The sequence below is a fragment of the Campylobacteraceae bacterium genome, assembly GCA_013215945.1.
Classification (GTDB): domain Bacteria; phylum Campylobacterota; class Campylobacteria; order Campylobacterales; family Arcobacteraceae; genus NORP36.
The window spans coordinates 61791-82233 of sequence record JABSOM010000002.1; the positions used below are offsets into that span (position 1 = coordinate 61791).

Below are 20443 nucleotides of genomic sequence, written 5' to 3' on the forward strand. Positions count from 1 at the left end.
ATGACTTTCCAAGAGCAAATGGAGGAGGATTTAAAAGTTTGTTTCAATGAAAATGAATTTGCACTTCCTGCTGTTCATACTCTTGGAAATATAGAAGAACCGTTTAATGTTTTATTTGATGCGGAAGTAGAAGTAATTTTTAATCACGATCAGTATGAAGGTGTTGCTTCAATGGTTCCAATGATTACTGTTCAAATGATTCATTCATTAAATATTACGAATGAATCAAACTTTCTTATTGATGGCATTAATTATGAAGTCGTATATAAAGAACCAGGTAATGAAATTATGAAAATCTATTTAGGGATTATCCAATGATTAGACAAAATTTAGTAGATGCAATTTTAGCAAAAATGAAATTGATTACAAAAGCTAATGGGTTTCGTTCTGATTGTGGACTTAATTGTTTTGAATGGTATGAAAAAAAGTTAGAGCATAAACAATTTCCTGCGATGATTATTAGGGATCCCGAATCTCCATCTTATGAAGAATCAGGAGTCTTTTACCATAGTTTAAAAATCGAAATAGATATTGCTGTTATAGGAAAAGATTCTGTTTTTAATAACAGAGAAATTATAAGTGACATTTTAAAATCATTTAAAGAGTTTAAAGATGAATCTAACCGTGAGTGTAAATATGGTGGGAGTGAAACTTTAATTGAACAAAAAGACTTTATGTATGGTGGTACTAGATTAGTATTTACAGTTGAATATGAATCACCTCCTTGGGAACAATAATGAATGCTGAAGATATTAGATTACTTGGAAATCTTATTCAAATTGGTACGGTAACACAAACTAAAAGTATTCATGGATTATCTCTTGCAAGAGTTAAGCTTCATGAAAGAGAAACAGATTGGTTTCCAGTAATTGGTCAATCAAATGATTTTAAAAAGCACTTTATTCCTGTATTAGTTAAAGAGCAAGTGGCTGTATTTTGCCCTTTTGGAATTGCAGATACTGGATTTATTATAAGAGGTATTTTTAATAAATATTGTAAAGAACCAGCAGGGTCCTCTGATACAAAAGAAGTAATGCTTTATAAAGATGGTACGGAAATTAGTTATGACATTGAAGCTAAAGAGCTAAAGGTAAATGCGGTTAATAAGATAACTATTATTTGTAAAAGTGCAAGTGTTATAGCTGATACTGTAGTAATAACAGCAAAAACTACAAATAATGGGAATGTTTTAATCAATGGTGGGTTAATGGTTACTGGCGAAATAGTAGGTGAAAATGGATTATCTATTTCAGGTGGATCAGGTGCTTCCTTTGATGGAAATATTAATTCAACTGGAGATATTAATACTGATGGTTCTTTCATTGATAAAAATGGGAACTTAACAAGTCACACAAATAATGGTTATGGAAGAGATTAAAAATGACATATAAAATCACTTTACAAAATAGCATTATTGACATCTTAAAAACACCTCTTAAAAGTCGTGTAATGTTTCCAGAATATGGAAGTGAATTATATAAATTAAGAGATAGAACCTTTGATGATAAAGCAAGAGTACTTGCTACTAAATATACAAAAGAGGCAATAGAAAAGAAATATACAAGAGTTGTTAAGGGTAAAAAAGTCATTAAAAGAGTTGAGCCAAGAGCAAATTTTGAGAGCATGAGTTTTGATATTAATCCAGTTACTGGAAAAACATCTTTAATAATTAATTTATCAGATGGTAATAGCGTAGGAGTTGAATTATGATTGATATAAAAACATTACCTATTCCAGAATTAATAGATACTTTGACTTATGATGAAATATTAGCACAGCTGATTCAAAAAGCAAAAATAGTTTTAAAAGCTTCTCAAAATATTGATTGGGTACCTGTTGATTCTGATGATTTCACAGTAATTTTACAAGCTTTTGCATACAGAGAATTACATTTAAGAAGTGATATAAATGAAAGATTTAAGCAGCTTCTTTTGGCATATACAAGTGGAAATAATTTGGACCACAGAGCATTGGATTATGATATTGAACGATTAGGAGGTTCAAAACCTTATAGTGATTATGAATTTAGCCTTAGCACTGCTTTAGAGATTGATACAAATATTGATGCTAATTTAGTTTTAACAGATGAACTCTCACAGTATGAAGCGATTCTTTTAAATGATGTGATTATTAAAGCAGGTGAATTATCGGCAATAGGATCAGTTGAATTACAAGATGAAATATCAAGTTTGGATATTAAAACTGAAATTATTACAAACTCTTTGCCTTATGTTTTAAAAGCAAAATCTTTAGGGCCTTTTATAAATGGGGATGATATTGAAAAAGATGAAAAATTACTTTATAGAATATTATTGTCTTTTGCAGATAAATCAACTGCAGGAAGTGAAGAGAGTTATACCTCTTATGCATTAAAAGCAGATGCAAGAATTGAAGAAATAAAAGTTTTAAGAGCAATGTTAAATATACAAGATTATGTTCCTCTTTTAATTGGAGCAGATGAATCAAGCATTGTAAATGTCTTAAATAATATGTATGCAGCACTTGGAATGATTGAAGTATATTATTACAGTTCTTCAAGTGATGATTTAATGCAAAGCCGAATAGAAGAACAACTCAATGCCCAAAAAACAAGACCTTTAAGTGATACGGTTCTTGTAAAACCTGCAAGTATTGTTAATTTTCTAATCACAGCAGAATTGAAAATACTTCCAAATCAAGAACGTGTACAAATACAAAGTAATGCAGAAGAATCACTTTCCAGAGGTTTGATAGAGTTACGAAAAATAGGTGAAAATATTACCTTAAGTGAAATCAACAAATTTCTAAAAGTAGATGGAGTAAAAGAAGTAATCATTAGTGAACCTGGACAAAATATTTTAATTGCAAATAATCAAATAGGAGTAAACAGTGGAAACAATACAATCACTTCTTCCATCATTTAAACCTAAGAAATTACATAACCTTGAAATATTAGGTGCAGGTGTAATTAATAGTTTACTCATTGAAGTAAAACCATTGAAAGATATTTTTGATGCTCAAAAATGTGATGTTAAATATTTACCTTATTTAGCTCATGCAAATGGTGTTGATATTTGGAATGATTCATTTACAGAAACAAACAAAAGAAACCTTATTTCAATTTCACGAAAACTGCATAAATACAAAGGAACACTTTGGGCTATGCATGAGATATTAAAAGCTCTTGATATGTCAAGTGATGAATTACCTGCAATTATAAAAGAAGGCCTGTGTATTAAGTATGACAATTCTCATAAATATGATGGAACGTACACTTATGGGGACAAATCAAAATGGCGATACTACACAATTAAATTATCCAAAGCAGTGACAATAAAAAAAGGTTTAGCAGCAAAAGAGTTGCTAGAAAAATACGCACCTAAAAGAAGTATCTTAAAGCTAATTACATATAGCAAACTAAATGCTTATGATGGAACGATCAAATATGATGGTTCTTATACACACGGAACAATAGGAGTAGTTAATGACTAATTTACCAGTAGTAATCCAATGGGCAGATGACATCTATCAAATTGAAACAAAAGATAATGTAATTGGAGGAGTTGATGGCATTGCAAATAAACAAGCATTATCTTTATCAAATAGAACACATTGGTTAAAAAGTGAAGTAGAAAAAAGAGCAAAAATAAATGGAAATGCCACAGAAACTTTTAAAGTAGCACTTGCAGAAGTTGATGATGATGCAGTTAATAAACTGCAGATGGAACAAGCAATAAGCAATACAAATAGTGATTTTGTTGTTTTGACACCTGAAGTAATAGCAAACAGTCAAAGTTGGGATGGTGTCGTTTATATAGACCCTGATGCAATAGGTGCTAACCCTGTGGCTAAAATATATCCTGACGGAACTATAGTTGGGAGTACGGACAATGGTAAATATATTAAATATCCTAATGGAAAAATGGAGTGTCAAAGACTTATCCCTGCGCCTAGTAGTTTAACCACGATATATTTGCCTGCCACCTACATTGGCGAATATGTAATTAATGGTTCTAGCCAAGACACGATTGATAGGAGTCTTACAGCCGATACAGTCACTCCTACTACATTTAGATGTAGGTTTATAAATTCAGCTGGTCAAGAAGTGGGAACAAATAAATATACTTATATAACTAATGGATGGTGGAAATAATGAAAAATCGATATTACAATAAAGATACAAAAACTCAAGCAGTTTTTAAAGGTGAAAATCCACCATCTAATTTAATAAAAGACATTGATGAAAGGGTCAAAAACTTTTTCGAGCCAACACCTGAAGGTTACATAAAAAAATACGATGAAAATAACCTTCCTTTTAATGAACTCATTCCTAAAAAAACAATTACTGAACTTTTAAAAGAAGTGAAAGAAAAGAAAATTGCAGAATTCAAAATAATTTATTTAGAAGCTGCTAACAAAGATTTTATTTATAAAAGTAATTCATATAAAGGTGGTGAGTCTTCAGCAAGTGCAATTGCAGGAGCAATTAATTTAGCGCAAGCTCTAAGTGAATCGAATTGCAAAATTATTGATTCAAATGATGAACCTCATGAATTGACTTTTGAAAGTGCTGCTATTTTATCAGCTTCAATTGCTAAGGAATGGAGAGATACTTTTTATAAGTATAAAGCTTTAAAAGTAAAAATTAATACATCCGTAAATCAAATAGAATTAAAGTTGATTGTGTGGGCTGAGTAATGAATTTCATATTACTCATTTTTGCAGTGATATTAATTTTAATACCAGGTGTTATTGTTTTTATTTTTAAACTTATTTTTCATAAGAATAGAAATATTTATGTACATAAAGTTGCCTTGGGTGTGGATAGATTAGGTGCAGTTATTTTATATAACAAATGGGGATGGACTGTTTCAAGTTTAACTTATTATCGTTATATAAAAAGAGAATTTAAAAAGAATAAAAAAGGTGTTTATTACTACTTTATGAAGTTTATTAATGGTTTGTTTTTAGACAAGTTTCATTGTGAAAATTCATATAAGTGGGAATTAAATCATAGAAAAAAGAATACTTCTAACACAACATTAGCAGCATTCAAATAGTAAATTTATCTTAAAAAAGGGGAAAATATGGATTTAAATTACGGAATCAATGGAAGTATTTCTGCGGATGCAGCAAGACCAATAACAATTAATTCTTCAACACCAATAGGAATAGTTGCTACTGTTAATCAAGGCTCAACTGGGCTTATGAAGTTTAATAATGCAACAGAAGGTTTAGCTTATATAGTTACTAATTCTATCACAGAAGGAACACTTTATGCTGCATTAAAAGGTATTGAATTACAAGGGGTAAATTGTCCTCTTGTTGTACAGTTATCAACTAAAGCAGCTACTGAAGCTGAAGATATTACAAATGTTTTAGCAGGTATTGATGAACTTAGATATGCAGATGCAGAAACAGGAATTGATTTAAAAAATGGATTAATGATTGCACCTGTTCATAGTGCAGATTTAAGTGTAGGTGCTAAATTAGATGCATTATCTACAAAGCTTTGGACTACTGGTTTAACAGATGATTTTAGTGCAGATGAAGCAGGCTTCAAAGCTTACATGGGGAACTTTGGAAGTAGATACTTATTGCATTGTACAGGTTATTATAATGCAGATGGCATCTTAATTCCAAACAGTGCAATTATGGCAGGACTTATTGCTTTATGGGATTCTAAAACTCCTTTTGGATGGGCTAAAAGTCATTCAAATAGAATTGCAAAAGGAGTATCTGGAAGCCCTCGAAGAATTGAGTATTTAGATGGATCTGATTGTGAAGCAAGAAGACTTAGACAAGATGGTGGATGTATGATTGTTAAAGATATTGGGTGGAGAACTTATGGTTTTGAAACAAGAGATATTGATCCAATTTGGCAATCACTTGCACGAGTAAGAACTTTCCATAGAATGTTAGCTGCTATTTTAAAAGCTACAAAATGGGCAAGAGATAGAGAAGCAGATGAACTCTTATCTGTAAGAAAATCAATTGATGAATTTTTAAATGAATTAATTGGAAATGGTGTGGGTATTGGTTTTGAAGTGTATTTTGATGAACTTAAAAACACAAAAGCAACTGTTACTGCAGGTAAATTTTATTTAACAATTAAATTTCAAGATATGCCAAGTATTAGTGAATTAAATATTGAACTTATTTATTCAGATGCATGGAGTGAAGTTTTAATCAATTACATTAATGGGGAGGCAGCGTAATGGCAAATATTGTTAAGTTACCACAAAAAGTAGTAGATGCATCTGTTTTTATTGAGGGATTAGGTTTTGTAGGAAGAACAGATATGGAAAAAATCAAACTTCCAGATATTGAATTAATCCAAGAAACAATAAAAGCAGGTGGTTTTGAAGTAGATATTAATACAGGTGTCTTTAAAAAGATGGAATTTGAAGTGGGGATAAAAGAAGTTAATTCAGTTATTTACGAATCATACTCAAAGGCTTTGAGTAATGGTGGTGGCATGAATATTTCTATTAAAGCATCTTTGATTCAAGAAGGAAACAAAGTATCAGTAGTGATTGATTTTAGAGCAATACCAACCATTAGTAATGGCTTAGATGAAATCACATTAAAAGGTACTACAAGTTTGTTTAAATATGTAGTAGGTGGCAAAGAATTATGTTTACTAGACAGTAAATATATGATTGGAAAAATAATGGGTGTTGATTACCTAGAGGCTCTTAGAAGCCACATAATGTAAGGAATAAAAAATGTCAATAAAAATTAATTTACCTGGTGCAAAAAAAGATGTAGAAATGAGAGAACCAAAAGTTAAAGATATGAGAGCAGTATCAACAGAAGAGAATCAGGAAGAAAAAGAAATTAAATTAATTAGTAATCTTACTGGAATGTCTATAGTTGAAATTGATGACTTATCTTTAAAAGATTATGCATTATTAGCAAAAGGCTTAAGTGGTTTTTTGTAATAGATTGGAAAGATGCGAGAAAGGCCATGAGTTTTATTGCTTATGCCTTGCATTTTTCGTATGAGTCAATGTTAGAAATGGATATTAGTGATTTTATGTTTTTTCATGATGATGCTAAAAACTATATACAAAACTTAGAATAAAGATAATAGAAAAGGAATAATTTGAAAACATTAGGATTAAGTATAGCCCTTGGCGCAGTATTTACTGGTGCTAATGTAATGGGCGGTGTAATTAAATCTACGGATCTTTTAAAACGTAAAGTTTTAGGTTTAAAAAGTCAAAGATTGGAGCTTGGTAAAAAGTTTGGTTTCGCTTCAAAAGAAGCTAAAAAACTAAACAAAGATATTCTTAGAATATCAAAAAATGCAAAACGTCTTGATAGAATCTTTGCAATGCAAAAAGGCATTAAAAGTTATAGAAAAAATTTCAAAGATGGTTTTATGGACAAAGTAGCTCTTGGTGCTATTGTTTTTGCTCCATTAAAAGTAGCAATAGATTTTGAAAGTGCTATGGCTGATGTTAAAAAAGTAGTTAACTTTGACAGCAATGCAGAGCTAAAAATCTTCCAAAAAGAAATCACATCCTTATCAAAGAAAATTCCTTTAAGTGCAAAAGGTTTGGCCCAAATTGTAGCAAGTGGTGGACAGTTAGGAATAGCTAAAAATAAACTTATTGAGTTTACAACTACTACAGCAAAAATGAGTACAGCCTTTGACATGATGCCTGAAGAAGCAGGAGAGAGTGTTGCTAAATTAATGAATGTATTTGGTTTAGGACTTAAAGAAGTTAAGAGTTTAGGTGATGCAATAAATCATTTAAGTGATAATACTGCATCTAAAGCAAAAGATATTGTTAATGTCTTAGCCAGAGTTGGAGGAAGTGCAAAAGTATTTGGATTTTCTGCCAAACAAACTTCTTCATTAGCAGGTGCTTTATTGTCTTTAGGAAAACCTGCTGAAGTAACTGCAACAGCTATGAACGCATTATTCTTAAAACTTGGAACTGCTGATAGACAAGGTGCTAAATTTAAAAAAGCATTAGCAGATATGGGCCTTGATACTCAAACATTAAAAGACAATATCAAAGAAAATGGAGAAGGAGCAATTGTTGACTTCTTGCAAAGAATCAACGAAATTGATTCTGATGAAAAGATGGGAGTATTAAGTGATCTATTTGGTGCTGAATACTCTGATGATATTGCTTTATTAAGTGGTGGAATTGATAACTATACAAAATCAATTAAGCTTTTAGGAAAAGAGCAAAATTACACTGGAAGTATGCAGAAAGAATTTGAAGCAAGAAGTGCAACAACTGCTAATAATTTAAAACTTTTAGGCAATACCATTAGTGCAATTGCTATTAACTTTGGAAGTGTTTTACTTCCTGCAATAAATTCTGCTTTAGTACCTCTGCGTGCTTTCTCTTCTTGGGTTGGAAATGTAATTGCTGAATATCCAACTCTTACCAAATATTTTGGTGGTTTTGTGGCAGGGGCAATTGGCTTGACTTTGGCTTTAAGTGGAATAGGCTTTGTTGGAAGTTTTGTAGTAGGAGGAATATTAAGTATTGCAAAGGCTGCAACTTTTATGAATCTTGTGTTTGCTGCTAATCCAATAGGATTAGTGATAGTTGGTGTTATGGCTTTAATTGGTTTAGGAATGGTTTTATATGATAAGTTTGAACCCTTTAAAAACCTAATTGATGGCATTTTAAATTCTGTAGGTAGTGTTATGAGCAGTATTGGTTCTTGGTTTGGACTTGGCGATGACAAAGAGATTACTGCTACAAAAAAGATGCAAATACAGCCAATGAAAACTGCAACACTAAAAACACCAAAAGTAAATACAAATACAGGAGATCGAGATATAAGCATACAAACTATGAATATTATAAAGCCAAGCTCTACAGCTGATATAGAACTTGGAGTTAAAAGAGGACTGAAACGAACCTCTTCTTTAAGTGATGGAGAACTCTAATGTTAGCAATGATTGGAGATTTTGAATTTAAAGTTGATGGTACTTCTTTTGATGAATTTAAAAATAAAATTACCTATGGTTTTGTAGAGCATGAAAATATAGGAAGTTTTAACACTTATCAATCCATTGGGAAACATGAACAAGCAGATGAACTCAAAGGTGTTTTATTTTGTAAAAGTCAAAAACAATTAAAAAACTTTGAAAATATGGCAGCTAAAAAAGAAGTTCAGATAATGGCTTTTTCAAATGGTGATGCATACAATATATTGATTTTTACAATTGAAAAAACAAAGAGTAACTTTACACGTGATGGACAGTATTTAAAACAAGACTATTTAATTCAATTGAAAAGAGTAGGTGAACAATGAAAAAAGTTATCGCAACTCAAAATGAAAGATTAGATGAAATTGTATATCGTGAATATAAGAGATTACAAGACGTGTTCGAAAAGGTGCTAGATGCAAATAAACATCTTACTGGAAAAGTAACTTTAGACTTGGGAGATATTGTATATCTTCCTGTTATTACATTAGTAAAAACGCAAGCAAAAGATGATGAACTATGGTAAGAAAACCTAATGTGGTAATAAAAATTAATGGCATTGATAAAAGTGAAAATATCATGAAACACTTAGATTCTTTGTCAATTGTTGACAATGCAAATAATGAAAGTGATTCCTTAACTATTGTTATAAATGGAAGATTTTCAAGACCAAATAAAAAAGACCAAATCAAGGTTTATATTGGCTTTGATGATGATCTACATTACTTTGGTTTGTATAGAGTTGAAACAACTTCTAAGAGTTTTAAAAGCTTAACAATTAATGCAACAGGTGTTAATTTCTCTGCATCTTTTAAAGTTAAAAGAAATATCACGTATGAAAAAGTTTCTGTAAGAGATATTGTAAATCAAATTTCAAAACGACATTTGTTAAAAGTCAAATGTGATTTTACAGATATTTTTATTAGCTCACTGGCTCAAACAAATGAAAGCGATATGCACTTCTTAAATAGAATTGCAAAAGAATACAACGCTTTATTTAATGTAAAAAATGACACTTTGTATTTTGTGAAAAAGATAAAGAAGAATAGGAAAAATGATGAATTGCCAAGCTATAGAATTGATTTAAATATGTGTGGAAATACTCCTGTTATTGAGTACTCGGAAAAGACATTCTATAACTCTTGTGAAGTCTCATGGCACGATACAAAAGAGAATAAAACCTTTGTAAAAAAAGTACCTTTAAATGGTGGAGATCCTATTTTAAAATTTAAAGGGAGTTTTAAAAATGAAGCAGAAGCCATTGAAAAAGCAAAAGCCAAACTTCAAAGAGCAAATCATGGAATAGTAAAAGGTTCTTTAGAAACAGAAGGCATGAAAATATATGCAGGTGGTCGTTTATCTCTTGATAATAATTTTGATGATGATATTGATGAATATCAAATATCAAGAGTTAATCAAGATATAGCAAACGGTGGTGGATGGACCACTGGTGTTGAATTTGAAAATTAAGGAGAGTTTTAATGTTTGAAAGCAAAGCGTTATTTGCTAATTTAATGTATTTCCCTTTTATGGGATTACTTGTTTACTTAGAATTAGACAAAGAATCAATAAAAATTTTGTGTTATTTACTAGTCATAGATTATGTCATTGGAATAATAAAATCAATCCGGTTTAATTTTTTTGATTACCAACGAATGATAAGTGGAATTGTTGCTAAATCATTAATATTACTTGTTCCCATAACACTTGCTTTTATGTTCAAAGGGATTAAGTTATTTGACCTTTTTGGAGGATATGTTAATACAGTAATTAGTTTATTAATCATTGCAGAAACAATAAGTATTTTAATAAATATTGCAAGTATTAAAACAGGTGAGAACATAGATAAACCAGACTTTATCAATATTATAGTTTTTAAACTTAGAGTTTTTTTAGAAAAGCTTTTTATTATATTTAAATAGGAGAGAAAATGGATATTTTTTTAGTGTTTGATTTTTTTATCAAATTGTTTTACGTAGTTGTTGCATTTGTGATTATGAGATTAGCTTTAAGAGCTTTTGACAAATATACAGGTGTTGATTTTAAAAAATCATTTAAAGGAGTTCAAGATGATCCAAAAGCTTTTGCCTTGTATATTGGTTGCCGTCTTCTTGCTATCGCAATCCTTATTAGCTCTATCATTTAGCAATAAATACGATAGAGATATACAAAAGAGTGTAAAGAGATATTGGGCTGATTATCCTATATGGAAGATGTGGAAAGCACAACTTTATCAAGAAAGTAGATTTAAACTAATGGCCCTTAGTCCTGTAGGAGCAAAGGGTCTGGCTCAATTTATGCCAAAGACCTGGATACAAATATCAAGAGAGTTGAAATATAACAAAATCATAATTCCTTATAGCTCATATCATGCAATAAATGCAGGGGCATATTACATGAGAAAACAAAGGAATCAATGGAACTGGAAAAGGCCCCAGGAAGACAAACATAATTTAGCACTTGCAAGTTATAACGCAGGTTTAGGAAATATTTTAAAGGCTCAAAAGCTTTGTAATAATGCCTTATTATATGAAGATATTATTAAATGCTTACCAAAGATAACCGGACATTATTCAAATGAAACAATAACGTATGTAAAAAGGATCAAGAAATGGTACCAACTCTTTTAGCTTTTGTTGGTGGTAGAAGTTCTTTACTTAAATATATAGGAATAGGGCTAGTGTTAGCTTTCGTAATGGGAACGATTTATTATTACAAAAGTGATAATGAAAAGCTTGTTATTGAAAATGAGAAATACAAAATAGCACTTGTTCAAAGTAATATTAATTTAGATGCAGCAGTATTAAAACACAAACAAAACATAGATGTATTTGATAAATACAAACAAGATACAAAGGACCTTTTGTCTCTTTTAAATACAAGACATAAAAAGGATCTATTCCAAGCAAAACAAATACAAATAATAAAAGAAAGGGTTATTCATGTTGAACCAAAAGACAATGCACCTACTGCTGTTATTCTTAAGTCTACTATTTATAGGTTGTGGCAACTCAAAGATAATTGAGGTACCAAAATTAATTACAGAATTAAAAATAGAAAAACAAGTAATACCAGGTGAATTATTAGAATGTATGCCACTACCAAAAGAAAGAGAAATTAATATGCAAAGTGATGTTGCCACATTGATAATTGAATTAACGGAAACTGCAGCTGATTGTAAAAGTAAATTAGAAAGTGTAAAGGAGTTAGTTAATTAGGTTTTGAATTATTTGCAGGCAAAAAATAAACTTATAGGAGCTTAATATTTCTTAGTTGGATGTATATATACTTAATATATACTTAATGGTGTTACTATTTGTAGCTTTTGTGTATTTATTAAGACTAGATAAGAGGTGTCAACATTATCTCTAAGGGTTAGTTGATAATTAATGTAATATACTCATATTAAGACAGGTCATAAATGTGAACAAAGATAACACATAGTTATTTTTATTGACATGCGTGGTCGCTGTCGAGAAAGAGGATCGCAAGCAAGCCCAAGTGGAAAACCTAAGTGGTGGTTTCATGTTGTCTTGTCCTTTTTCCATTCTTATTTAGAACTAAAAAATGAAATTACTAAATCCCCATCCTTTCTTTTTGATAAGATTACAATATAATTATAATCACCTTTCGATTGAGTAAATTTCTTTTTTCCTTTTTCTGTAGGCAAACTAATATCATTATTTATAACATTACCTATATTTAAAATATCTTTTGCAGTAATTTCTCCAGGACATTCTTCACCATAATGACCTAATAAGAAGTGCATAAACCCAAAGTCTTCATTACCTACTTTTAACGTTATATTGTAATCTTTAACATTAAAAGATGTTTGTCTTTGTGATTTAATTACAAAATCGTAAATTGCTTGTTGATGTGATTTAAATTGCCATTTATTCGCTCTTTTTCTATTGATTTCAATAAATTCTTTTTGTAATTTCTCAAGCTTTTTATCATATTCTGTCATTAGTTATTATTTAATACCCTTCAATAATTTAATAGCATCTACTCTTTTTTCTAATTCTTCTTTTGTATAGCTCTGTAGTAGTTCGTAGGTTATTTTTCTCCAATTATCTGTATCTTTTTTTTTCCAATCAGATAATGTTGTTGTTGGTATATTAATTATTCTATTTAATTCTGTATCTTTCATGAGGTAATTCTAATCATCAGTTAGTAATTGCACTAGTCTTTTTTCAGTTTCTTTCATTTCTTCGTTCTGCGAAATTACTGTTTTTACAAATGAATTAGGAAGTGCAGTTAATGTTAAAAATAACAAATGCCTTTTAGAATCTGTTTTTTCCCAATTATTTAAAGTGCTTCGATCAAAGCCAAAATGTTCAATTATTTGTTTTTTATTCATATTTGATTATATAGAATAATTCCTTAAAAAAGTATAATTAATCAAAAATTAAGTAATATTGTAGAATAATTCCTTATAGCAGATTAATTCTGTATATTTCTTCGTCAAAGGACAAAAGATGAACACTGAAAATATAGTAACTGGAATTACTGAATTCCAAGGAGCAAGTTTACTTTCAAAGAAAATTGGAAGTATTGTGTGGGTTGCATTAAGACCTATAATAAATGCAATGGGATTGGATTTAAATAGTCAATTGGTAAAAATAAAAAAAGATAGCAGATTCAACTGTAGGGTTATCCCTATGGTTGGAACAGATGGTAAAAACAGGGATATGATGAGTTTGGACGCCTATCAAATCCCTGCGTTTTTATACTCAATAAATCCTAACAAAGTAAGAAAAGATTTAAGAGAAAGAATTATAACATTTCAAGCTGAAACGTTCAAAGCCATTAATGATTATTGGAACAAAGGAGAAGCCAAAAGAAATCATCATGTTGTAATTGGTTATAAATCTCAAATAGTCCAACATAACACGAAAATAAGAAAATTAGAAGATGCAATCGAAGTATTAAAAGGGCAAAAAGCTTTACCTTTTAAAAATAAAGATGAAAAACTTGATGTCATATTTAAAAGAACAGATGAACTTTTAAAGCGTGATACGAATTATGGAGAGTTTACAAGTGCCTTGCAATCTCATTTAAGGTTTTGTCGTGAGTATGTAGATGTAATAAGAATAGGTGGAACAGAATTTGAAAAATTTCAGATTAAAAAAATTGATGATGCTGAAAAGAAAAGAAATACAGCAAGAGAGAATGAAATAGAATTAGTAGTGAAATATAATGATATGATACAAAAAATAAAAGGTTTTATATCTTCTGCTAACCAATTATCACTTTTAGATGCACATTAAATTAAATCAATGTGAACTTGATCTTTGTAAACTTAGAATGAAAATTAAGATATAAGATGATAAAGTCAAACGTAAGTAACTGTTATTGTGAGCCTATAAATTTTTGAGAATAGATATAGATGGATAAAACTATTGTCTAATTCCTAAAAAATAGGCTTAATCAATTCTAAAATAAGGGTACGTTTAGGGGTATGAATCAATATTTTTCATTACAAGTGCTATATATTAGTATCCTTAAAATCCCCTACCGTCTGCCATTAGATCCTCAAGTCAAATATCCTTTTATTCCAAACAAAATATCCTTTAATAAAATGTAAATTCTTTTAATAACTATTTTTTTATTTAGCTTATATTAAGAAAGTATTAATTATAATAGTTTCCTATTAATATCAAGAAAATTTCAACTCTATTATTTTAAGGATAAGCGGTGAATATTTCAACGAACACAAATTTAATAGCTCAAGAATTGCTTTCTTTTACCCACAACAATAGACTTAATAATATATCTAAGTCTTCTGCAACAGAAGAAACAAAAGAAATTAATGCTTTAGAAGAATACAAAGAAGGTGACTATTCTACCTATAGTGTTAAAGAGTTAAAAGCTTTATCTTATGAAGAATTAAAAGAAAATTATGATGAAATTAAAGACATAATAGCCCAACGCTTAGACGCATTAAAAGATACGTCTGAATATGAAGACTATACACAATATAAAAATGTTACGAGCAATAAAAGCCTTATTCATACTTACGAATATGTAAGTGCTACGAATGAGCTTGTTACTAAAGTAGAGCTAAGGAAACTTTCAGAAGGTGAGAAAGAAATAGATGATCTTCATAATCTCGAAAAACAACTTAAAGCAGTAGATTATTTTAAGGATGAAGAGATTAACAAGGCTGTTTTTTCTATGTATCAAAATAAACATGCTGAAACTCCTTTTGATATAATCACACCTCCTGGTCTAAAAGCAGAGGATTTCTCAAGTACACACTTTTCAAATAATATTACTTCTAATATGGATATGTTTGATTTAATCAGCCTTGAAATTGAAGCTAGAAAAAAGCTAATAAATCGAGGTGTAGACAAGCAGATGGGAGATTTAACTCAAATGCAAATAGGCAGGAATGATTTTAATATATATGATATAAAAGTGAGTAAGTATGAACAAAAGCCAAACACAGATGAAGAGATAGATGAAAATAAAATACAGAATGATAAAGCATTTGTAAGTTCTATAAAAGAAGAAAAAATTGACTATACGACGTATACTTCACAGCAATTACGAGAGCTTCCTTTTGAAGAAGTCAAAGAAAATTATGAAACCTTAGAAAGCATTTTAAGCAATGCGCTTGTTTCTATGACGGAACTTCTTCAAGATGATGCCGATAATTTAATAGCGTTCAAAATGCAATTAGAGCAAAGTAAGTATTTGAAAAATGATGAATTAAACGAAGTTCTTTATGATAAGATAAAAGATATCAAAGATCCAAAAGTTGCGATATGGAGTAGTTTAGCTATTAAGGATAATATAGAAAATTTAATGAACAATACAATTGATTCTTTAATAATAGATAATATACGTCTTGATAAAAGTGATATAGAACGTAAAGAGGATGACAAAAATAATCAAAGTGAAAACAAAAGTTTTATTATAGAAAACAAGGGTCCAAATCAAATAAACTTGGATGATATTATACGTAGCGTTTCAAAAGCAGCTTCACAAGGTGCTAAAAATGAGTACAATAAAGAACTTATTGCAGAGTTTACTAATTTTATCTCACAATATAATGAGCTTAAAGATTCTTTATTTAAGTAAAACATAAGCAGGGATTAAAATCCCCTAGCATCTATCCTATTACTAATAATCCCCACTTTTCCTTAGTTTAATTAAATCTCCATTAAATACTTGTAAATTAGTTTTAAATAGCTATAATAATAACATTAATATACATTTAATTTTTGCGTGTGTTAAATAATTCAATCCTAATACAAAAAGGTTCAACATGGTTTTTTTTGATAAAAAATCCTCTAAAACTACAGTATTAAAACAAACATATAAAATTTTATTGGTTGATGATGAAAAAGACATTCATTCCTTAAGTAAACTTGTATTGAATAATTTCACCTATAAAAATAAAAATTTAGAAATTCTTAATGCCTATTCAGGAAAAGAAGCTAAAAAAACATTAGAAGAGAATAACGATATCGTGCTTATTTTATTAGATGTAGTGATGGAAACGGATGATGCTGGTTTATTGGTTGTTAAGTATTTAAGAGAAGAGCTTAAAAATGATTTTACACAAGTTATTTTACGTACAGGCGTTGCTGGTAAATTAACTCAAATGGATGTACTTCATAATTATGGCATTAATGATTATAAAGAAAAAACAAACTTTAATGCACTTAGTTTGCATACCTCTGTTTTAACGGCAATTAGATCGTATGAAAACTTAAAAGCTTTAGATGAAAAAAACGAAAAAATATCAAAATTAAATTTACGCTTAGAGAATCTTTTATCAAATTTTGATGAAAATGTACTTTCTTGTCAAATAAATGAAGAAAAAGAAGTTTTTGCGGTAAGTCAATGTTTCTGTATTTTGGCTGCTTTGGATGCAAAAGAATTAAAAAAAGATATTTTTCAAATTCTAAAAAAGAAAGATGAAGAAGAAGCTTTTTTAAAAAAAATCAAAACGAAAAATAAAGATAAAAATACTTTTATTTTTGAGCAAAAAAACATAAGAAAAGATGCCAGTGTTTTTTATATAAAATGGAAAATAAGTGCAAAATTTGATGATAAAGATGTGTTTTTATATTATCTTTGTCTTTGTGAAGATATTACAAATAAAAAAGAAGTGCAAGTAGCCAATGATGAAATTCATAGAAAAAACATTATCTTATCCCAACAATCAAAAAAATCAGCCATGGGTGAAATGATTGGGAATATTGCCCATCAATGGAGACAGCCTTTAAATAACGTATCTTTATTGATTCATTATTTAAGAGACAACTGCATTAACTTAAATCATAAAGAAATAGAAGATAATGTAGAAAAATGTAAAGAACAGCTTACGTATATGTCAAAAACCATTGATGATTTTAGTGATTTTTTAAGACCCACAAAAATGAAAGGTACTTTTTGTTTTAAAGATGTTTTTGAGAAAGTATTTAATATTACTTCTTTTAAATACGATAAAAAAGATATCACAGTGATTAAAAATATTGATGATATTAGAGTAAATTCGTATGAAAATGAGCTGGTACAAGCTTTGATTAATTTGTTAAACAATGCTATTGATGCTTTGCGCGAAATAAAAGGAAAAAGATTAATTTTTGTAGATGTTATAAAAAAAGAAGATGAAATCATAATTACGATTAAAGACAATGCAAAAGGAATTAAAAAAGAAGTAATAAACAGAGTATTTGAACCCTATTTTACAACAAAAGGTGATAAAGACGGCATTGGAATTGGTTTGTATATGACACAAGAAGTTATTGAAAATAAATTGCAAGGACATATCAGCGTTAAGAATCAACGTTATACCTATGAGGATAAAAACTACACAGGAGCTTTGTTTACTATTACCCTTCCTCTTTCCTAAAATAAACTATTACCTCTTCTCCTCTTTCTTTAGTGTATATTTTAACGATATACAAAAGCAGCACTAAATAATAAATTTACAAATTAAAAAAGATTAGTTAATATATTTTTGTTGAATTTTCAACAAAAATTATAGAAAATTCAACAAAAAATGGCTAGAATATATGCAACGTTCATAGAACATATAAAAAGTCTATTATTCTCACATGTTCTTTTGATTGCTGTTATTAAAACAAAGGATGCATAAGTGAAAGAAGTTTTAAGAGAAATTGGAATGATTGCAAGATGTTTATCCACCATTAGCGATATTGAATTTAAAGATATAAATCTTGCAAAAAGTCAATATTTATATTTAGTTAGAGTTTATGAGAACCCAGGAATCATTCAAGAAAAACTTGCTTTTTTATTAAAAGTTGATAGAACCACTACTTCAAAAGCAATTAAAAAATTGATTGAAATGGGTTATATTAAAAAAACTAAAAGCGAAGAAAATAAAAAAGAATTTAAACTTTTTTGTACTAAAAAAACGGAAGAAATTTATTCTTTTTTAAAAAAAGAAGAAGAATATACCAGTTCTATGTCTTTAAAAGAATTAAGTCAAAAAGACAAAAATCATTTATTATCCATGTTATCTTTAATGAGAAAAAATATAGAAGAAGAATGGCTCGAATTAAAAAAAGGAAAGAGGAGAAATTATTAAATGAACATTGAAATTAAAGAATTTAATGAATTATCAACGCTTGAATTATATGAAATTTTACAAGTAAGAGAAGAAGTGTTTATTGTGGAACAAAATTGTATTTACAAGGATTTAGACAATAAAGATTTAACTGCACTTCATCTAATCCTAAAAGAAGATTTAGAAATAATTGCATATTTAAGAATATTAAAAACAAAAGTAGACAGTAGCGAAATATCTTTTGGAAGAGTTTTAGTCACGCAAAAAGGCAGAGGAAAAGGGTATGCAAAATTAATTGTCAACAATGCAATACAGTATATAAAAAAAACGTATAAAAACAAAACAATAACTATTGACGCACAATGTTATCTTAAAAAGTTTTATCAAGGTTTTGGTTTTGTAGAAAGTTCAGATGAATTTCTTGAAGATGGTATTCCTCATATCTGTATGAGAAAAACCATATAAAGAGTATGGTGTATCTATCGTATCTCATTTAACTCTATTTTAAACTCTGTTTTTTTATTTTCAGAACTTGTACAGGAAATTGAACCTGCAAAATCCTTTACAATGATATTTTTAGTAATACTAAGGCCTAACCCAGAACCACCTTCTTTTTTATTGGTGCTAAAAAAAGTATCAAAAATTCTTCCTAGGTGTTCTTTTTTAATGCCTGCTCCATTGTCAAAATAAGAAAGCAAAACTTTATCTTCTTCTTTAGAGCAGTTTATAGTTATTTTGCCATCTTTTTTATTTTTGAATCCATGATTAATAGAATTTATAATTAGGTTGGTAATAATCTGAGAAAACAAACCCGCATTTGCATACATGTGTAATTTACTCTCGCAGTTTATTTCTACTTCTATTTTCTTTTTTTTGATTTCACTTGACAGGCTTAATACTATTTCTTCTAAATACTTTTTTAATTTAAAGTCTCTTTTTTCTTCATTGCTTTGATCCAAAGAAATTTGTTTAAAACTTTTCAATAAAACATTTGCTTTTTTTAAATTAGAAAAGATAAGTTTTCCCAGTTCTTGGCTTGTATTCATAAAACATACAAAGTCTTCTTCACTCATTTCTTCTTTTAAAAACTTCTCATTTAAATTTTGATTGAGCTCTAAAAAATGACTAATACCTGTGACGCTAATTCCTAAAGGTGTGTTAATCTCGTGGGTTATTCCAGCTACTCTTTTTCCTAAAGAAGCCATTTTTTCTAATTCTAATAATTTATCTTCTTTGTATTTGCAGTGTAAATCATCTTCAAGGGTATTTGAAAATTCTTCTAATAAAGAGAGCTGAGCTTGGCTGTATTCTCTTTCTTCAGAGCTTAGTACACAAATAGTGCCAAAAACTTCGCCATTTCTATCAAAAATTGGATGGCCCAAATAATTAATCATATTTAGATTGGTATCAGGGCTTTCTTTCCATTTTTTATCTTTTAAAGCATTTTTAACATAAAGGTATTTTTTGCTTAATATTACTTGCCTACAAAATAAGTTAGGGTTTTGTATACCTTCTTCTCTTCCATTAATATAAGGGTTCTCTTTGTTTTGGCTTTTTATAAAAACATTAAGTTTATTTTTGCTTATTTGCATAATCAAAGCACTTGGCACGTCAAATAAAGAAACCAGTAAGTTGGTGAATTTCTGCCATTTTTTACGTATATCTTCGTCAATAACGGGGGGTTCTTTTACAGTATCTTTCATAGTTACTCCCTGCAAAATAAATTCTTCTATTAGTGTAGCTCAATAAACTAAAATATTTATGAAGTTTATAAGATAAATAATTATTATTATCTTTACCATGATTTAAGGAATTGTTTTGTTTTTGTGCGATTACAAGGAGTTGAAAAGTGCTAAAAATCAAGTTTTTTATTTGTTAGCTAGCTTTGAAAAGTAAGCTATATAATGAATGATTAGAAAAGAATATCAAGGATTTGATATTCTTTTCTAAAA

28 protein-coding genes are annotated in these 20443 nt (G+C 29.1%); 25 read left to right on the forward strand and 3 right to left on the reverse strand.

The window, feature by feature from the left end:
* The 20 genes from HRT41_02275 (at window position 1) to HRT41_02370 (ending at window position 11969) form a co-directional block, all read left to right on the forward strand.
* Window positions 1-318, forward strand: coding sequence for a hypothetical protein (locus tag HRT41_02275; GenBank protein NQY22831.1), 318 nt, complete (start codon window positions 1-3; stop codon window positions 316-318).
* Window positions 315-737, forward strand: a complete 423-nt coding sequence (locus tag HRT41_02280; GenBank protein ID NQY22832.1) for a hypothetical protein — start codon at window positions 315-317, stop codon at window positions 735-737. The genes HRT41_02275 and HRT41_02280 overlap by 4 nt, the downstream gene beginning before the upstream one ends.
* Entirely contained in the window at window positions 737-1378 is a 642-nt protein-coding gene (locus HRT41_02285) for a phage baseplate assembly protein V (GenBank protein NQY22833.1), read from the forward strand. The genes HRT41_02280 and HRT41_02285 overlap by 1 nt, the downstream gene beginning before the upstream one ends.
* Before the next feature lie 2 nt (window positions 1379-1380).
* Complete coding sequence (locus tag HRT41_02290) at window positions 1381-1710, forward strand: baseplate assembly protein (protein NQY22834.1); 330 nt, start codon at window positions 1381-1383, stop codon at window positions 1708-1710.
* A complete protein-coding gene (locus tag HRT41_02295) occupies window positions 1707-2903 on the forward strand; it encodes a baseplate J/gp47 family protein (protein ID NQY22835.1) in 1197 nt (398 codons plus the stop codon). Before HRT41_02290 ends, HRT41_02295 begins: the two co-directional genes overlap by 4 nt.
* Window positions 2869-3471 (forward strand): phage tail protein I, encoded by a 603-nt coding sequence (locus tag HRT41_02300; protein NQY22836.1) that lies wholly within the window; start codon window positions 2869-2871, stop codon window positions 3469-3471. Before HRT41_02295 ends, HRT41_02300 begins: the two co-directional genes overlap by 35 nt.
* Window positions 3464-4132 carry a hypothetical protein gene (locus HRT41_02305; protein NQY22837.1) on the forward strand — a complete coding sequence of 223 codons (669 nt, stop codon included), beginning with the start codon at window positions 3464-3466 and terminating at the stop codon, window positions 4130-4132. Before HRT41_02300 ends, HRT41_02305 begins: the two co-directional genes overlap by 8 nt.
* Window positions 4132-4677, forward strand: a complete 546-nt coding sequence (locus HRT41_02310; protein ID NQY22838.1) for a hypothetical protein — start codon at window positions 4132-4134, stop codon at window positions 4675-4677. The genes HRT41_02305 and HRT41_02310 overlap by 1 nt, the downstream gene beginning before the upstream one ends.
* Window positions 4677-5039 carry a hypothetical protein gene (locus HRT41_02315; GenBank protein NQY22839.1) on the forward strand — a complete coding sequence of 121 codons (363 nt, stop codon included), beginning with the start codon at window positions 4677-4679 and terminating at the stop codon, window positions 5037-5039. Before HRT41_02310 ends, HRT41_02315 begins: the two co-directional genes overlap by 1 nt.
* Window positions 5040-5066: 27 nt before the next feature.
* Window positions 5067-6197, forward strand: coding sequence for a phage tail protein (locus tag HRT41_02320; GenBank protein NQY22840.1), 1131 nt, complete (start codon window positions 5067-5069; stop codon window positions 6195-6197).
* Window positions 6197-6697: a phage major tail tube protein gene (locus HRT41_02325; GenBank protein NQY22841.1), complete on the forward strand. Its 501-nt coding sequence runs from the start codon at window positions 6197-6199 to the stop codon at window positions 6695-6697. Before HRT41_02320 ends, HRT41_02325 begins: the two co-directional genes overlap by 1 nt.
* A gap of 10 nt (window positions 6698-6707) precedes the next feature.
* Complete coding sequence (locus HRT41_02330; GenBank protein NQY22842.1) at window positions 6708-6923, forward strand: phage tail assembly protein; 216 nt, start codon at window positions 6708-6710, stop codon at window positions 6921-6923.
* 164 nt (window positions 6924-7087) lie between these two features.
* The gene (locus HRT41_02335) at window positions 7088-8902 is read left to right on the forward strand and encodes a phage tail tape measure protein (GenBank protein ID NQY22843.1); all 1815 of its coding nucleotides are present in this window, start codon (window positions 7088-7090) and stop codon (window positions 8900-8902) included.
* Window positions 8902-9270 carry a phage tail protein gene (locus tag HRT41_02340; GenBank protein ID NQY22844.1) on the forward strand — a complete coding sequence of 123 codons (369 nt, stop codon included), beginning with the start codon at window positions 8902-8904 and terminating at the stop codon, window positions 9268-9270. Before HRT41_02335 ends, HRT41_02340 begins: the two co-directional genes overlap by 1 nt.
* Window positions 9267-9470: a tail protein X gene (locus HRT41_02345; GenBank protein ID NQY22845.1), complete on the forward strand. Its 204-nt coding sequence runs from the start codon at window positions 9267-9269 to the stop codon at window positions 9468-9470. The genes HRT41_02340 and HRT41_02345 overlap by 4 nt, the downstream gene beginning before the upstream one ends.
* Window positions 9464-10414 carry a hypothetical protein gene (locus tag HRT41_02350; protein NQY22846.1) on the forward strand — a complete coding sequence of 317 codons (951 nt, stop codon included), beginning with the start codon at window positions 9464-9466 and terminating at the stop codon, window positions 10412-10414. The genes HRT41_02345 and HRT41_02350 overlap by 7 nt, the downstream gene beginning before the upstream one ends.
* A gap of 11 nt (window positions 10415-10425) precedes the next feature.
* Complete coding sequence (locus HRT41_02355) at window positions 10426-10866, forward strand: phage holin family protein (GenBank protein ID NQY22847.1); 441 nt, start codon at window positions 10426-10428, stop codon at window positions 10864-10866.
* Window positions 10867-10874: 8 nt separating this feature from the next.
* Window positions 10875-11090 (forward strand): hypothetical protein, encoded by a 216-nt coding sequence (locus HRT41_02360; protein NQY22848.1) that lies wholly within the window; start codon window positions 10875-10877, stop codon window positions 11088-11090.
* A 67-nt stretch (window positions 11091-11157) separates the two neighbouring features.
* Window positions 11158-11574 carry a transglycosylase SLT domain-containing protein gene (locus tag HRT41_02365; GenBank protein NQY22849.1) on the forward strand — a complete coding sequence of 139 codons (417 nt, stop codon included), beginning with the start codon at window positions 11158-11160 and terminating at the stop codon, window positions 11572-11574.
* Complete coding sequence (locus HRT41_02370; GenBank protein ID NQY22850.1) at window positions 11556-11969, forward strand: hypothetical protein; 414 nt, start codon at window positions 11556-11558, stop codon at window positions 11967-11969. Before HRT41_02365 ends, HRT41_02370 begins: the two co-directional genes overlap by 19 nt.
* A gap of 525 nt (window positions 11970-12494) precedes the next feature.
* Here the strand turns inward: HRT41_02370 and HRT41_02375 are convergent.
* Both HRT41_02375 and HRT41_02380 read right to left on the reverse strand, forming a co-directional pair.
* A complete protein-coding gene (locus HRT41_02375; GenBank protein ID NQY22851.1) occupies window positions 12495-12911 on the reverse strand; it encodes a hypothetical protein in 417 nt (138 codons plus the stop codon).
* Window positions 12912-12917: 6 nt separating this feature from the next.
* Complete coding sequence (locus HRT41_02380) at window positions 12918-13094, reverse strand: hypothetical protein (GenBank protein NQY22852.1); 177 nt, start codon at window positions 13092-13094, stop codon at window positions 12918-12920.
* Between the two features lie 328 nt (window positions 13095-13422).
* Here HRT41_02380 and HRT41_02385 point away from each other — a divergent pair, with 328 nt between their 5' ends.
* From HRT41_02385 to HRT41_02405, 5 genes are all read left to right on the forward strand, one after another.
* The gene (locus HRT41_02385; protein ID NQY22853.1) at window positions 13423-14214 is read left to right on the forward strand and encodes a hypothetical protein; all 792 of its coding nucleotides are present in this window, start codon (window positions 13423-13425) and stop codon (window positions 14212-14214) included.
* A 427-nt stretch (window positions 14215-14641) separates the two neighbouring features.
* Window positions 14642-16030, forward strand: coding sequence for a hypothetical protein (locus HRT41_02390; GenBank protein ID NQY22854.1), 1389 nt, complete (start codon window positions 14642-14644; stop codon window positions 16028-16030).
* A gap of 187 nt (window positions 16031-16217) precedes the next feature.
* Complete coding sequence (locus HRT41_02395; GenBank protein ID NQY22855.1) at window positions 16218-17813, forward strand: GHKL domain-containing protein; 1596 nt, start codon at window positions 16218-16220, stop codon at window positions 17811-17813.
* 246 nt (window positions 17814-18059) lie between these two features.
* Window positions 18060-18512: a MarR family transcriptional regulator gene (locus HRT41_02400; protein ID NQY22856.1), complete on the forward strand. Its 453-nt coding sequence runs from the start codon at window positions 18060-18062 to the stop codon at window positions 18510-18512.
* A complete protein-coding gene (locus HRT41_02405) occupies window positions 18513-18956 on the forward strand; it encodes a GNAT family N-acetyltransferase (GenBank protein NQY22857.1) in 444 nt (147 codons plus the stop codon).
* A gap of 14 nt (window positions 18957-18970) precedes the next feature.
* Here HRT41_02405 and HRT41_02410 read toward each other — a convergent pair whose 3' ends face one another.
* Window positions 18971-20194, reverse strand: coding sequence for a GAF domain-containing sensor histidine kinase (locus tag HRT41_02410; protein NQY22858.1), 1224 nt, complete (start codon window positions 20192-20194; stop codon window positions 18971-18973).
* Window positions 20195-20443: the final 249 nt, after the last annotated feature.

Bases quoted from the DNA above. Each gene is read 5' to 3' on its own strand.
- HRT41_02405 (NQY22857.1), top strand. From the start codon at position 18,513: ATGAACATTGAAATTAAAGAATTTAATGAATTATCAACGCTTGAATTA.
- HRT41_02310 (NQY22838.1), top strand. From the start codon at position 4,132: ATGAAAAATCGATATTACAATAAAGATACAAAAACTCAAGCAGTTTTT.
- HRT41_02340 (NQY22844.1), top strand. From the start codon at position 8,902: ATGTTAGCAATGATTGGAGATTTTGAATTTAAAGTTGATGGTACTTCT.
- HRT41_02360 (NQY22848.1), top strand. From the start codon at position 10,875: ATGGATATTTTTTTAGTGTTTGATTTTTTTATCAAATTGTTTTACGTA.
- HRT41_02325 (NQY22841.1), top strand. From the start codon at position 6,197: ATGGCAAATATTGTTAAGTTACCACAAAAAGTAGTAGATGCATCTGTT.
- HRT41_02330 (NQY22842.1), top strand. From the start codon at position 6,708: ATGTCAATAAAAATTAATTTACCTGGTGCAAAAAAAGATGTAGAAATG.
- HRT41_02395 (NQY22855.1), top strand. From the start codon at position 16,218: ATGGTTTTTTTTGATAAAAAATCCTCTAAAACTACAGTATTAAAACAA.
- HRT41_02285 (NQY22833.1), top strand. From the start codon at position 737: ATGAATGCTGAAGATATTAGATTACTTGGAAATCTTATTCAAATTGGT.
- HRT41_02320 (NQY22840.1), top strand. From the start codon at position 5,067: ATGGATTTAAATTACGGAATCAATGGAAGTATTTCTGCGGATGCAGCA.
- HRT41_02315 (NQY22839.1), top strand. From the start codon at position 4,677: ATGAATTTCATATTACTCATTTTTGCAGTGATATTAATTTTAATACCA.
- HRT41_02290 (NQY22834.1), top strand. From the start codon at position 1,381: ATGACATATAAAATCACTTTACAAAATAGCATTATTGACATCTTAAAA.
- HRT41_02345 (NQY22845.1), top strand. From the start codon at position 9,267: ATGAAAAAAGTTATCGCAACTCAAAATGAAAGATTAGATGAAATTGTA.
- HRT41_02355 (NQY22847.1), top strand. From the start codon at position 10,426: ATGTTTGAAAGCAAAGCGTTATTTGCTAATTTAATGTATTTCCCTTTT.
- HRT41_02410 (NQY22858.1), bottom strand. From the start codon at position 20,194: ATGAAAGATACTGTAAAAGAACCCCCCGTTATTGACGAAGATATACGT.
- HRT41_02275 (NQY22831.1), top strand. From the start codon at position 1: ATGACTTTCCAAGAGCAAATGGAGGAGGATTTAAAAGTTTGTTTCAAT.
- HRT41_02375 (NQY22851.1), bottom strand. From the start codon at position 12,911: ATGACAGAATATGATAAAAAGCTTGAGAAATTACAAAAAGAATTTATT.
- HRT41_02365 (NQY22849.1), top strand. From the start codon at position 11,158: ATGTGGAAAGCACAACTTTATCAAGAAAGTAGATTTAAACTAATGGCC.
- HRT41_02380 (NQY22852.1), bottom strand. From the start codon at position 13,094: ATGAAAGATACAGAATTAAATAGAATAATTAATATACCAACAACAACA.
- HRT41_02350 (NQY22846.1), top strand. From the start codon at position 9,464: ATGGTAAGAAAACCTAATGTGGTAATAAAAATTAATGGCATTGATAAA.
- HRT41_02295 (NQY22835.1), top strand. From the start codon at position 1,707: ATGATTGATATAAAAACATTACCTATTCCAGAATTAATAGATACTTTG.
- HRT41_02385 (NQY22853.1), top strand. From the start codon at position 13,423: ATGAACACTGAAAATATAGTAACTGGAATTACTGAATTCCAAGGAGCA.
- HRT41_02370 (NQY22850.1), top strand. From the start codon at position 11,556: ATGGTACCAACTCTTTTAGCTTTTGTTGGTGGTAGAAGTTCTTTACTT.
- HRT41_02280 (NQY22832.1), top strand. From the start codon at position 315: ATGATTAGACAAAATTTAGTAGATGCAATTTTAGCAAAAATGAAATTG.
- HRT41_02305 (NQY22837.1), top strand. From the start codon at position 3,464: ATGACTAATTTACCAGTAGTAATCCAATGGGCAGATGACATCTATCAA.